Genomic DNA, 12,271 nt, shown 5'->3' with positions numbered 1-12,271 from the left:
GGCGTCACCATGCGGGCAGGCGGCGCTCAAGCTGCCGCGAAAGGTAGGAGAGGGCGGAAATGATGACGTAGTAGTAGACCGCCAGCAGAGCGAAGATCTCCAGCGGCGCGAAATGCGTCGCGATCACCGCCTGGCCGGACCGCGTCAGTTCGTAGACTGAGATGACCGAGAGAAGAGAGGTGTTCTTCACCAGGGTGATCATGTCGTTGGTCAAGGCAGGCAGCATTGGCCGGATGGACTGCGGCAGAAGCACATGGATCAGGATCTTGCCGCGCGTCATGCCGATGCTCTTGGCCGCTTCGGTCTGGCCGGCTTCCACCGCTCCCACGGTGCCGCGCACGACCTCTGCGATGTAGCCCGCACCGTTCAGCGAAAGCGCGATGACGCCGGACCAGAACTCACCAGGCCGCCAGCCCATCAGCGGAAGGCCGAAGAACACGATGAAGATCTGGATGAGGAGCGGCGTCCCGCGGATGAAGTCCACATAGGCGCGGACCAGGAGCCGCGCCCACAACCAGCCGCCAAGCGAGATGAGGCCGAGCGCAATGCCGCCCGCCATTGCCAGCACAGCTGCGAGCGCTGAGATCTTCAGCGTCATCAAGGTGCCTTCCGCAAGAAGCGGGATTGCCATCGCGACGATGGACCAGTCGAACATCATGGAATGCTGCGCTCATCGGTCCGGCAGGGCAGGGGAGGTCCCTGCCGGCTGCCGTGGGGGTGTGGAACCGGTAGCCGCAGCCGGCCACCGGACGGCCTGATGATCAGGAGAAGTTGGGGATGGCGTCGGCCAGCTGCATCCGCACGCCGAACCACTTTTCCTGCAGCGCGTAGATCTCGCCGCTGGCCTTGAGGCTGGTGATGCGCTCGTTCAGGAAGTCGACCAGCGCGGTGTCTTCCTTGCGGGTGCCGATGCCTGCCCAGTTACGGGGGCCGATGTCGCGGACGATCGCGTATCGACCCGGCGCGTCCTTCACCACCTGGGTCAAGGTCGCCAGGGCATTGATGACGCCGTCGACCGATCCCTGTGCCAGCGCCAGATAGGCGGTCGGATGATCGTCATAGGTCTTCACCTCGGCAAAGCCCTTGCCGGTGGCCGCCTTCAGCTTTGCCTCCAGCCCGGCCTTCATCGTGTCCCCGGCGGAGCCAAGCTTAACGGCCAGCACCTTGTCGGCCATTCCATCGAGCGAGGTGATGGAGCCGGCGTCCTTGGCGCGCACCAGCATTTCCTGCGTGGCCTCGGTGTAGGGGATGGAATAGCCGACGCGGGACACGCGCTCCTTGGTGTAGGTCAGCGAGGTCATGATAACGTCGAAGTTTCCGGCGTAGAGCGCCGGGATCACGCCGGCCCAGGCTGTGTCCACCATCTCGACCTTGACGCCAAGTGGAGCGAACAGCAGCGACGCCAGTTCGACATCGTAGCCGACGATCTTTCCGCCATCGCGATAGGTAAAGGGGCGATAGGCGGCTTCGCAGCCGACCCGGACCACTCCGGCTGCCTTGATGCTGTCCGGCGTGGTGGCCGCTTCGGCCCGGCCAATCAGGCCTATGAGAGCCGGCATGGACAAGCCGACGGCCGCAAGCAGGCTGGTGTTCTTCAGGAAATTACGGCGGGTCGCATCAAAAGACGGCATGGAGCGGATCCTCGGTGGTGAACTGATCCTCCTCCTTCAAATTGCATGCCATTCAAAATATTGCTTTATATTCAGTATAATAACCAAATTGGCGCCGCCGGAGCATGACCCGTCCGGCGTTCTGGTGAGCAAGATGCCTGTTCTCTGGGCAGTCGAACTCAGCCGGCTTCCGACAGCGCCCGGGCTTCTTGCCTGAGCACCGCGACGACCGTGTCTCCCGTATGATCCAGATGCGCTCGCCAGGTCAGCCGCGCAGCCTCCGGGTCGCGGCGACGACAGGCATTCATGAGTTCTTCGTGCTCGTCGACGGACTGCGCCAGGCGGGCGGGATCGATGATGGCCATGTAGCGGCCCCGGCGCGCGCGCAAGGTGAGCCGCTGGTGCGCCTCGATCAGGACGGGATTGCGCGATGCTTCGACGATGAAGTCGTGGACCTCGGTGTTGATGCTGAAATACGGCTCGATCTGCCGCTCCCTGTAATGCAGCAGCATCTGGGAATGCATGGTTTCCAGGCGTTCCAGGCCGGTCCCGTCCAGTCGCGTCACCGCCAGTTCGGCGGCGAGGCTTTCCAGGCCGGCGATGACCTCGAAAAGGTCCCTCGCCTCAGCCTCGGAGAAGGACATGATGCGGGCACCCTTGTGCTGCGACAGCTCGATCAGCCCTTCCGCTTCCAGAAGCTTCAAGGCTTCACGCATGGGTGTGCGTGACACCTGTATGCGTGCACAGACGGTGCGCTCGATGACGCGACTGCCCGGTGCCAGTTCGCCGCGCACGATCATGTCGCGCAAAGTGTCAGCCACCGTGCGGGCAAGCGGGATGCGGCGTGAATGCTGAAGCACCGGGGATTGGTGCGCGGGATTAGCTTCTGGAGCGCTCATTCGTGCCGAACCATCTCATCGCCTGGCGCTTGGGCCACGCGTGGTGTCTCTACACGAATTCGGTTCGGACGCAGATGTACCGGCAGGCAAGAAAGCCGAACGCACGCCGGGCTTTGGTTCACGGAAGCGCGGCTGGCAATCTTGTCCCAGCTAGAGTTGGCGGATGTGGTTGTCCCACATGAAGAGGTCCAGATCGCTCCCCGAAACGCGGGCGAGGTCATGCGTCTCCGCACGGGCAATCCGCACCCCCGCATTGCCGGAGCTGACCACGAAGGTGCCGTCGAGCGGCGCCGCTGCGATGCCGCACACATCGGGAAGGCTGGACAGGCCGAGATAGCGCCCGGTCAGCCGGTCCCAGAACGCCGCGCGATTGCCGCGCGGGCTTGTGGCGGCGATCAGCCGTCCCGAACGGTCGAGCGCCACCGCACCCGTATAATTGTCGAGGAGCGACAGGTGCTCGTCCGGAATATCGAGCATCCGCGTGCGCCCGTCGACGCCCAGAACGCCCACGAGGGGCGGCATCTCGTCCGCCGGTCCCTCGAACTGGCAGGCGAACACCGCCTCGCCGTCCGGCGCCACGGCGAGGTGACGAAGCGACAGGCCACGCATCCCAGGTCCGAACTCGATCTTGTGCCGCAGGCTGCCGGTGGCCGCGTCGAACACCACGAGGCTTGGCTCCATGCTGGCCCGGTTCAGGATTTCCCGGCCACTCGAAGGATCCGTGCGAACACCGCCATTGGCCACCAGAAGCGTCTTGCCATCCGGCAGATAGGCCACATCGTGCGGCCCGACGCCGTGGGTCGGCTGTTCGCCGATGCGCCTATAGCCATCAGTTGCATCGTAGACGCCGAGGACGCCCACGCCTTGTTCCAGATGGTTCTCGGTGGCGTAAAGCAGCCGACCGTCCGCCGAATACAGGCCGTGCCCGTAGAAGTGCCGGCCTTCGGGGCTGCGTATGAGGGTGCGCACCTCGCGGGTGCGGCGGCTGATGATGGCCGTCCAGTCGCCGGGACGCCGCGCGAACACCGCGATGTCGCCTCCGACGGGGCTGGTCGCGATGTCGTGCCCGCGATCCGGCAGGCTGGTCCGGAACAGGAGCCCGCCCTCGGGCGAGAACACCGCGAGGCTCGAGGCACCCGAGGCGTCGGTGCAGGATGACACGTAGAGCTGTTCGCGGCTGGCGCGCACCGGTCCGACGGCGAAGGATGCGGCGAGCGCAAGGATGAAGGAGCGGCGGTCGATCTTCATCAATCGCCATCCAGACTGTTGAAGCCGACGCTGACGCCAAGCGCTGGCGGCACCGCCAAAGATGCCTGGTCGCGTGCCAGCCGCACCGCATTGCGCAACCGCAGGAGTTCTCGCCCACCTTCGTTTGTCGTGACGAGGTCCATGACCGGACCGGAAAGCGCCGCCGCTGCCTCGGCCGCGTCACGCGCAGACCGGACGGCCTCGTTGTCCGGGCCGAGCACGAGGCTTTCCAATTCCGCCGCCGCCCCGAGGCTTGCCGCGATGGACGGACCCGAAAGGCCGCTGCGCCAGTATTGCGCCGCCTTGGGGCGTGCCTCCTCCGCACTACCGCCCAGCGGCCCGTCCAGCTTCTGGTCGCCGACCACCTGGTAGACTGTCAGGAGGTCCGTCGCCATTCGGGTTGCTGCCTGCCGCAGCGCAGCCTCGTCCGCCGTGCCCAGTTGCGCGACCAAGGCGGACCACCCGTCCCGAATTTCGCTGGCGATCGTCGCAAGATTGTCGGAGACGGCCTGCCCGATCTCGCAGCGGCGACCGCTGCTTTCGCCCGTTACAAGCTGTTCCCGCGCACCCTCTTCGTGGAGCAGGCGCTCGAGGACAGGTAGGCCCTGCGCCGCCACGCTGCGCGCCTTCATGCCATCGGCACGGACCGGCTCCTGAACCGCCAGCAGGGTTGCGAGGCCGCGCGCGACCTCGTTCCTCCGCTCCGGCCAGTAGTCGATCCGCTCGTAGCGAAAATCCTCGGAGACGGGGCCATAGCGCACGAGATTGACGGACGACCATGCCAGCACCGCATCTCGGAAGGCGGTGTCGAGGGTGTCGACCCCCGGCTGAGAAGGCGCGCCGCAGAAGCGCCGCCAGGCATCCGCCTGCGCCTGCATGGTCGAGTGCAATCGTTCATAGCGCGGGCCAACGAAGTCCTGCGCTATGCGCTGCACCTGCGCCTTGCCAGCCGCCGGCGATGCGTCCTGTGCGCTTGCTCCGTGCAAGCCGATGCAGAGGAAGAGCAGGGACAGGAGCACGCGCATCACAGGCCCTCGACATAGCGCAGCAGGTTCAGGCGGTCGTCTTCCGGCAGAACATCGAAACGCTGCCGCGCGTTCGAGGCTTCGCCGCCGTGGAGCCGGACCGCATCGGCAACACTGGCAGCCCGGCCGTCATGCAGCAATCCGGTTCCGGCACTCAAGGCATGCCGGATGCCCCAAAGCGGAGCCGTCCGCCATTCCGTCGCCGCAACGTCCGGCTCGGTCGCTCCGCCGTCGAGAGCGTCACCGAGATCATGCAGAAGAAGGTCGGTGAAGGCGCGGACCTCGCCTCGGGCTGAGGGCAAGGCCGGCACATGGCAACTGGCGCAGCCCGTTGCCGCGAACAGCGCCCGCCCGCTTGAATCATCTTCCTGAGCAGCCGGCGGCGGCACGCTTGCAAGGAAATCGGTGAGCATGGCCACCAGATCATCCCGGATCTCCGGATCGCCGACACCGCCTCCCGCTGGCGCAGCACGGCAGGTCGGGGTGGGGCAGTCTCCCCACTCGACGGGGAACGCCGTGGTGGACATGCCGAGGTCGAGCAGGAAGGCAAGTTCCACCTGATGACGGAGATCCGCGCTGGACGCCTTCAACCCGAACCGGCCCACGCGCGTAACTCCGGCGGCATCCGCGATCAGATTGGCGCGCCCTGAAATACCGTCGCCGTCGCGATCGTCCGGATCGGCCAGCGCCAGGATCGCCTCGTCCGGCACGTCGGACAGCCTGCCCAGCCCGCGCAATGCGGGCGCCTGCCGAACGCCATGTCGGGTTTCGGCTGATATCGGTCCAGAGGACAGCTCCAGGAGGCGGGCCTCCGTGCCGGACATCAGCACGCGCGCCTCCGGCAGCAGGCCGGGGACGGCAGAGGTCTGGACCTGCGCGCGATAGACGGGATCGGGACGTCCTGCGGCGTTGCTCAGCTTCACGACCATGCCCTGGTGGATGAACGCGCCGTCCGCGTCTGTCGTGGCCGGCGCGCGTCCGAGCCCGTTGTGACAGGCAACGCAGGCGCGCGCGTTGAAGAGCGGGCCGAGGCCGTCATTCGCCTTGGTGGAAGACGGTGCGGGGACCCAGGCCCGTTCGAACAGCGCCCGGCCGATAGACCGCGAGAGGTCGCCACCGGCCAGAGCCGCGACCGGCGCCGCAGCAAGCACCAGAGCAGCCGCGATGGCCGGAGCGCGCATCATGCGATCCTGAGCCAGCCCATCATGCCGTTCTCCTGATGCTCCAGGATGTGGCAGTGGAACATCCAGTCACCTTCCGCCGCCACGAACGCGATGCGCACGCGCTCCTTCGGCATCACCATCACCGTGTCGGCCATGAAGCGTGGAAGCTCCTGCCGCGAGGCGGACAGCACCTCGAACATATGCCCATGGAGGTGGATCGGGTGCGGGTGCGGCGTGGCGTTCATCAGTTCCGCCACATAGGTGCGTCCGGCCTCGAGCGTCTCCAGCGGAGGCGGCATGTCGCGGTGCCCGCCGCTCGGCCATTGTTGCTTGTTGATGGCCCAAAGACCGCGCTGGCCGGTGCAAAGGCTGTCGAGCAGAGCCTTGGACAATGGATCCTCGTCCGATAAGGCCGACACTGCGGCGGCGGGAGCCCCGCCGGATGCGGTGAACTGGAAGCTGATCTCGTGCGCCCCGGCGATTTCGGCTAGGGGCGCATGAGGAGCATACAGCGCGCGGGCCTCTACCGGTCGGGATGGGATGGTCGATGCCTCTGCCGTGAAGACGGCAAGCGGCCACGGTTCGGCGGAGAAGTAGTCCAGCAGCTTGAACGTGCCACCGGCCGTTGGTGCGCGAACATGCAGGTCCACCCGCATCGCCGCGCCCATGCGCCATGTGTGCAGCGGAAAAGGCTCGACCGCGTTGCCGTCGGTCGCGATGACGAAGGCGTCCGCGCCCTCGACCCCAAGCTGGATCATGCGCGTCGGATCGACGTTCAGCACGCGCAGCCGGATATCGCCGTTCGCCGGTACCGTTCCCGTTAAGGCCTCGACACCATTCACCGTCCGTACGGTGCCGAAGGTGCCGGCCCGGCCCGCGCCCTCAGGCGTGTAGAACGGCAGCCAGGTTCCATCCTCTGCCAGCCGCCAGTCCTTCAGCACCAGCACATGTTCGCCATGGAAGGGCTGCGGCTCGTCGCCCTCCACGATCAGCACGCCGACAAGGCCGCGCCCCAGTTGCTGCGGCGTGTCGCAATGCGAGTGGAAGAAGAAGGTGCCGGTGTCGGGCGGCGTGAAGGTGTAGGTGAACTCCTGGCCCGGCTCAACCGGCGGCTGCGTCAGGAACTGCACGCCGTCCATGCTGTTCGGCAGGCGGATGCCATGCCAGTGCACGGCGGTGTGCTCGGCCAGCCGGTTCTCCAGCCGCACTCGCAACGTGTCGCCCAGCTTTATGCGCAGCGTGTGAAACGGCTCGCCGTTGTACACCCAGAGCGGGGCCTTGGTCCCGTCCACGACGCCGAAACGCATGTCGCTTTCTGCAGCGACGAGCGTGATCTCGTGCACCTTGCCCGCAACCACGGGAGGCGCCGCCGGCAGCGAGGTCGCGGCTCGCGCGCCGGGAACGGACGCGGTGAGAGCAAGTGCCCCCGCCGCGCTGATGCCCCCCAGCAGCCGTCGCCGCGTCAGCATCATGGCTGGATCACTGAACCGCCGAAGGGTTGTCCAGGCTGTCCGAACCCTCGACTTCGATCTTCAGGCCAAGCTTCGCCACCAGCGTCTCGATGGCGCGTGCCTGTCCGACAAGGCCATCGACCGCCGCCTGCACCAGCTTGTTGCCCTCTTCGTTGCCCTCGCCGATCATCTGGTCGTAGCTCTCGACACCGTCAGCGGCGCGCTTCTTGATCGCGGCCAATGCGTCCTCGGCCTTCTTCATCGCGGCCTCCACGGCCTTGGCTTCCTTCGGCGCCTTCTCGGCGGCGTAGGCGGCCAGACCCGGGCCCTTCGTCACCTTCCCGTCGGATGCCTTGTAGGTGCCCTTGTAGATCGCGACCATGCCGACCTGATCGTAGTAATGCGAGTTGTGCGTGTTGTCGGAGAAGCAGTCATGCTCCTCCTCCGGATCGTGCAGGATGAGGCCGAGCTTGATGCGCTCGCCGGCCAGTTCGCCGTAGGACAGGCTGCCGAGCCCGGTCAGGATGGTGGTGAGCCCCTCCTTCCCGTCCTTCGCGATCACTTCCTTGCGGGCGTCGCCGTCCTTGCCCCATGCTTCGACGATCTCCTGCAGGTCGTCGACCAGCAAATCCGTCGCCGCCTTGAGGTAATCGCGGCGGCGGTCATTGTGTCCGCCCGTGCCGCCTTCGGTCAGGTAGTCGGTGAAGGGCCGGTTTCCGGCGCCCGGGCCGGTGCCGTTGAGGTCCTGGCCCCACAGCAGGAATTCGACGGCGTGGTAGCCGGTCGCCACGTTCGACTCGACGCCGCCGGCTTCCTGCAGCTTGCCGAGCAGGTCCTTGTCGATCTTCGAGGCGTCGACCTCGTCCTTGCCGATGCGGATCTCCTCGTTTGCAATGACATTCGCCGTGTAGAGCGGATTGCTGTCGGATGTGGCGCCATAGCTGCCGGCATCGACATAGTCGATCATGCCCTCGTCCAGCGGCCAGGCATTGACCTTGCCTTCCCACTCGTCGACCACGGGATTGCCGAAGCGGAAGCCCTCCGTCTGCTGGTACGGCACGCGCGCCGTCTTCCAGGCCTCACGTGCTGCCTTCAGCGTCTCGTCCGACGGGCTGGCGAGAAAGGCGTCGATGGCCGTCTGGAGCCCTTTCGCCGCGGTCAGGCTGTCGGAATACATAGCCTCGGCGAGATCGGCATAACCCTTCACCACCGCCGAAGGCTGCGTGGCGGTGAGGCCGGGGCCTGCCAGCGCAATGCTGATAACGGCGGCCGAGATCATCGTCTGGAAGGTCTTCATCTTCAGGGCTCCCCATCCGCGAAAGCCTGTGTTCGCAGCATCGCGGGACGTCAAAGACGGCTTAGAAGCGCCCGCAAACAAGAGGTGTCAATGATACAGATCTGTTCTGTAATTAGAATAGATACAGGGTAGGCTGCATGACCGCTCGGTCCGGCGTGGCGTCAATTCTCGAAGGCGAATGTTTTATCGCGCAAGCATGTCCCGAGCCGCGATGCCGTGCTGAGGCGCAGAGTTCGGCTGAGGATGTGAGCGCTGCCCGCAGCAGCATTGAATCCGAACGTGTGTCGTTCGGCAGCAAGCGGTGGCGTCATCTCTCTCGACCACCTCCTCGTAGGTGCATTCGGTGGTTTGGCACAACAAAACGCAGGGCAAGTCCGCCCAACGGGATCAGCTGCCTCATGCAGAAGTTTTGAGCATGGTCCGGAGTTGCGCCGCCCCCGTCTACCTGATGCGGGAGCGGAGTCCTGCCCCCGAATGGCTATTCAACGAGCACGTCCTGCCGCAATCATGCGCTTGACGCACCGCCGATATTCCAATGGTATACCAACATGATTTCTGCCGAGAAACGTGACAGCGAAATTGCCTACGAGAAGCTCGTCGAGCTGCTCTTGAGCGGGGCTATCACCGATGACCAGCCATTGTCCGAACGCGGGCTGGCCGACGCGCTCGGCCTGGGGCGAACACCCGTTCGCGAGGCGATGAAGGACCTCGTGCGCGAGGGTGTCTTGGAAAGCCATTCCACCCGCGGGACGATCCTGAGGGCGCTCTCTCTCGATGATCTTCAGGATCTCTACGAGATCAGGTTTGCCATCGAGGGTCTGGCAGCCTTCCTGGCCGCCGCGCGGGGGCAGGTCGAGGCGCTGGGTTCCTATGTCGAGTCGTTCGAGCGGACCCTGAAGGATCCGGCAGTTTGCGACATTTCCCAGGTGCACGATCACGGCGTCGACTTCCATTGGGAGGTCATGCGGCTGGCCGGCAATCGCCGCCTTCTGGAGATGTACCGCCCCTTCCGCCTCCGCTTCCGAATTCCCTTCGGCATTGTTCGGCAGAGCAGCCCCGATCGTGTGCTGGCCGCGGTGGCGGAGCATCTCGACATCGCCCGGACCATCATGAGGCGTGAAGCGGAGCCGGCGCGGGCGCTGATCTGCAAGCACCTGCGCAAAGGCCTCGATCACAGGACCGGGCTGCTGCTCAAGCGCAGCCGCTACGCCATGCCCGGAGGCCTTGAAGGCGCGCTGCCGGGGGCGAAGGCGCCGACCATTTAGCACACCCACACACAGGAGGCGTCAGGATGAAGTACGCAGTCGCAACGGCTACGATCGCCGCAATTGCCTTGATGGGGCTGTCATCCGGCGCCAGCGCGCAGAGCACGCTGGACGGCGTCAAGGCGCGCGACAAGGTGATCTGCGGCGCCAATGGCGGCCGGCCCGGTTTCTCGGGCCTGGACAGCAAGGGTCAATGGCAGGGCATCGATGCCGATGTGTGCCGTGCCATCGCGGCTGCTACCCTAGGTGACGCTGCGAAGACGCAGTTCGTGAAGGTCACGAGCCAGACGCGGTTCACCGCGCTGCAGACCTCCGAAGTGGATGTGCTGACGGCGAACGTGACCTGGACGCTGAGCCGTGATTCCAGCCTTGGCCTCGATATCGTCGCTCCCATCTTCTACGATGGCCAAGGGCTGATGGTGCGCAAGGACCTCGGCGTCACCACCGCCATGGAGCTCGACGGCGCCACGGTCTGCGTGGAGCCGGGTTCGACCTCCGAAAAGATCGTCGCCGACATCTTCCGCGCCAACGGCATCAGCTATCGCCCCGTCGTGATCGAGGACCGCAAGGAGCTGAACAACGCCTTCTTCAGTGGTCGCTGCGACGTGCATGTCCAGTCGACGTCGGGCCTCAGCTCCGGCCGTGCGACTGCCGCGTCAAACCCAGACGACTTCGTCATCCTCAAGGAAGTGTACGGGAAGGACCCGATGGGGCCGGTCGTCCGCCAGGGTGATGCACAGTGGCGCGATATCGTCGCCTGGACTGTCTACGCGATGATGGCTGCGGAAGAGTTCGGCGTTACCTCCCAGAACGTGGACGAGAAGAAGGCCGGGGACAATGCCGACATTGGCCGGCTGCTGGGCACGACTGGCGAACTCGGCAAGACGCTTGGCCTCGACAATGACTGGGCCTACCGCGTCATCAAGCAGGTTGGGAATTACGGTGAGGTGTTCGAACGGACCCTCGGCAAGGGCTCGCCGCTGAAGCTGGATCGCGGACTGAACGCGCAGTGGAAGGACGGCGGCCTGATCTACGCACCGCCGTTCAACTGATCGCGGCCGCAGCCAGAACCCGTCCGGCGCGCTAGCGCGCCGGACTTGCTCCATGGGAACGATCATGAGCCAGCCCACCCTCGCGGCCGCGCGGCGCCGCCCGCCGCCCGTGCGTCCGCCGCTGTCTCTTGCCTCCGCCTGGCACGATGCGGGCGTGCGTGCCTGGATCTACCAGATCGTGGTGGTCGCGGGCGTCATCGGTCTCGGCGCCTTCCTGATCGGCAACGCGCAGGATGCATTGTCCAAGCAGGGCATTTCGACCGGCTTTTCCTTCCTGTGGCAGACGGCCGGCTTCGATATCGGCGAGACCATCGTGCCCTTCAGCTCTCAGGACAGCTTCCTGAAGGCATATGGCGTGGCCGTGCTCAACACCTTGAAGGTGGCCGCAGCCGGCATCGCGCTGTCGACGGTGATCGGGGTCATCGTCGGCGTTGGGCGGCTTTCGCAGAACCTGCTCGTGCGCAAGCTGGCCTCGATCTACGTCGAAGTCTTTCGCAACACTCCGCAACTGCTGCAGCTCATCTTCTGGTACACGTTGATCACGAGCCTGCCGCGCCCGCGCGATGCGCTTTCGGTCGGCGGCGCGGCGTTTCTCAGCAATCGCGGGCTGTCCATGCCCTGGTTTGGAGCCGACTTCCCGGTGTTCGCCTCATTGGCTGCGCTGATCGCCGGCTGTGCCGCGGGGTGGGGGCTGCTCTGCCTCTCGGATGCCCGGCGGCGGCGGATGGCGCAGTTCGGCGCGGCGGCCCTTGCGCTGGGCGCGCCTCTGGCTGTCATCCTGGCGAGCGGTGCCTCGCTCCAGATCTCGGTGCCAAGGCTGGCGGGCTTCAACTTCCGGGATGGAACGACGATCTCTCCCGAATTCCTGGCGCTGCTGCTGGGGCTCAGTCTCTACATCGCGGCTTTCATCGCCGAGATCGTACGATCCGGCATTCAGTCCGTCAGTCGAGGCCAGGTCGAAGCGGCCGCCAGCATCGGGCTGAGCCGCTTCCACACCTATCGCAAGGTGATCTTTCCCCAGGCGCTACGGGTCATGGTCCCGCCCGCCGCCGGGCAGTTCGTCAGCGTCGTGAAGAACAGCTCGCTTGGCGTGGCCGTCGGCTATCCCGAACTGTTCAGCATCAACAACACCATCGTCACCCTCAGCGGACATACCGTCGAGGCCATCGCGATCATGATGTCGATCTATCTTGGCATCTCGTTCGTCATCGCCATGGCCATGAACCTCTACAACCGCTTCGTTCAGATACGGGAGCGGTAG

11 protein-coding genes are annotated in these 12,271 nt (G+C 65.5%); 3 read left to right on the top strand and 8 right to left on the bottom strand.

Translation table 11 applies throughout. The features are described from left to right. Positions 1 to 4: 4 nt before the first annotated feature. The 8 genes from SCD90_RS01520 to SCD90_RS01485 form a co-directional block, all read right to left on the bottom strand. Entirely contained in the window at positions 5 to 658 is a 654-nt protein-coding gene (locus tag SCD90_RS01520; protein WP_319842847.1) for an amino acid ABC transporter permease, read from the bottom strand. 103 nt (positions 659 to 761) lie between these two features. After that, positions 762 to 1,631, bottom strand: a complete 870-nt coding sequence (locus tag SCD90_RS01515) for a transporter substrate-binding domain-containing protein (RefSeq protein ID WP_319842846.1) — start codon at positions 1,629 to 1,631, stop codon at positions 762 to 764. 158 nt (positions 1,632 to 1,789) lie between these two features. Beyond that, positions 1,790 to 2,509 carry a GntR family transcriptional regulator gene (locus SCD90_RS01510; protein ID WP_319842845.1) on the bottom strand — a complete coding sequence of 240 codons (720 nt, stop codon included), beginning with the start codon at positions 2,507 to 2,509 and terminating at the stop codon, positions 1,790 to 1,792. 150 nt (positions 2,510 to 2,659) lie between these two features. Beyond that, a complete protein-coding gene (locus SCD90_RS01505) occupies positions 2,660 to 3,757 on the bottom strand; it encodes a DUF1513 domain-containing protein (protein WP_319842844.1) in 1,098 nt (365 codons plus the stop codon). Next, on the bottom strand, positions 3,757 to 4,782 hold the full coding sequence (locus SCD90_RS01500) for an imelysin family protein (protein WP_319842843.1): 1,026 nt from the start codon (positions 4,780 to 4,782) through the stop codon (positions 3,757 to 3,759). Before SCD90_RS01500 ends, SCD90_RS01505 begins: the two co-directional genes overlap by 1 nt. After that, positions 4,782 to 5,966, bottom strand: coding sequence for a di-heme oxidoredictase family protein (locus SCD90_RS01495; protein ID WP_319842842.1), 1,185 nt, complete (start codon positions 5,964 to 5,966; stop codon positions 4,782 to 4,784). Before SCD90_RS01495 ends, SCD90_RS01500 begins: the two co-directional genes overlap by 1 nt. Then, on the bottom strand, positions 5,963 to 7,417 hold the full coding sequence (locus SCD90_RS01490) for a multicopper oxidase family protein (protein WP_319842841.1): 1,455 nt from the start codon (positions 7,415 to 7,417) through the stop codon (positions 5,963 to 5,965). Before SCD90_RS01490 ends, SCD90_RS01495 begins: the two co-directional genes overlap by 4 nt. A 7-nt stretch (positions 7,418 to 7,424) precedes the next feature. Beyond that, positions 7,425 to 8,693 (bottom strand): imelysin family protein, encoded by a 1,269-nt coding sequence (locus SCD90_RS01485; RefSeq protein WP_319842840.1) that lies wholly within the window; start codon positions 8,691 to 8,693, stop codon positions 7,425 to 7,427. Positions 8,694 to 9,241: 548 nt separating this feature from the next. On the opposite strand from SCD90_RS01485, the gene SCD90_RS01480 reads away from it, so the two are divergent. The 3 genes from SCD90_RS01480 (at position 9,242) to SCD90_RS01470 (ending at position 12,271) form a co-directional block, all read left to right on the top strand. Then, on the top strand, positions 9,242 to 9,958 hold the full coding sequence (locus SCD90_RS01480; protein ID WP_319842839.1) for a GntR family transcriptional regulator: 717 nt from the start codon (positions 9,242 to 9,244) through the stop codon (positions 9,956 to 9,958). Positions 9,959 to 9,984: 26 nt separating this feature from the next. After that, entirely contained in the window at positions 9,985 to 11,010 is a 1,026-nt protein-coding gene (locus tag SCD90_RS01475; RefSeq protein ID WP_319842838.1) for an amino acid ABC transporter substrate-binding protein, read from the top strand. A 64-nt stretch (positions 11,011 to 11,074) separates the two neighbouring features. Next, positions 11,075 to 12,271 carry an amino acid ABC transporter permease gene (locus SCD90_RS01470; protein WP_319842837.1) on the top strand — a complete coding sequence of 399 codons (1,197 nt, stop codon included), beginning with the start codon at positions 11,075 to 11,077 and terminating at the stop codon, positions 12,269 to 12,271.

It is taken from the genome of Terrihabitans rhizophilus (assembly GCF_033898525.1).
Classification (GTDB): Bacteria; Pseudomonadota; Alphaproteobacteria; order Rhizobiales; family Methylopilaceae; genus Flaviflagellibacter; species Flaviflagellibacter rhizophilus.
This window is presented reverse-complemented; position numbering and strand designations above follow the sequence as displayed.

Bases quoted from the DNA above. Each gene is read 5' to 3' on its own strand.
- SCD90_RS01495 (WP_319842842.1), bottom strand. From the start codon at position 5,966: ATGATGCGCGCTCCGGCCATCGCGGCTGCTCTGGTGCTTGCTGCGGCG.
- SCD90_RS01480 (WP_319842839.1), top strand. From the start codon at position 9,242: ATGATTTCTGCCGAGAAACGTGACAGCGAAATTGCCTACGAGAAGCTC.
- SCD90_RS01510 (WP_319842845.1), bottom strand. From the start codon at position 2,509: ATGAGCGCTCCAGAAGCTAATCCCGCGCACCAATCCCCGGTGCTTCAG.
- SCD90_RS01470 (WP_319842837.1), top strand. From the start codon at position 11,075: ATGAGCCAGCCCACCCTCGCGGCCGCGCGGCGCCGCCCGCCGCCCGTG.
- SCD90_RS01520 (WP_319842847.1), bottom strand. From the start codon at position 658: ATGATGTTCGACTGGTCCATCGTCGCGATGGCAATCCCGCTTCTTGCG.
- SCD90_RS01490 (WP_319842841.1), bottom strand. From the start codon at position 7,417: ATGATGCTGACGCGGCGACGGCTGCTGGGGGGCATCAGCGCGGCGGGG.
- SCD90_RS01500 (WP_319842843.1), bottom strand. From the start codon at position 4,782: ATGCGCGTGCTCCTGTCCCTGCTCTTCCTCTGCATCGGCTTGCACGGA.
- SCD90_RS01485 (WP_319842840.1), bottom strand. From the start codon at position 8,693: ATGAAGACCTTCCAGACGATGATCTCGGCCGCCGTTATCAGCATTGCG.
- SCD90_RS01515 (WP_319842846.1), bottom strand. From the start codon at position 1,631: ATGCCGTCTTTTGATGCGACCCGCCGTAATTTCCTGAAGAACACCAGC.
- SCD90_RS01475 (WP_319842838.1), top strand. From the start codon at position 9,985: ATGAAGTACGCAGTCGCAACGGCTACGATCGCCGCAATTGCCTTGATG.
- SCD90_RS01505 (WP_319842844.1), bottom strand. From the start codon at position 3,757: ATGAAGATCGACCGCCGCTCCTTCATCCTTGCGCTCGCCGCATCCTTC.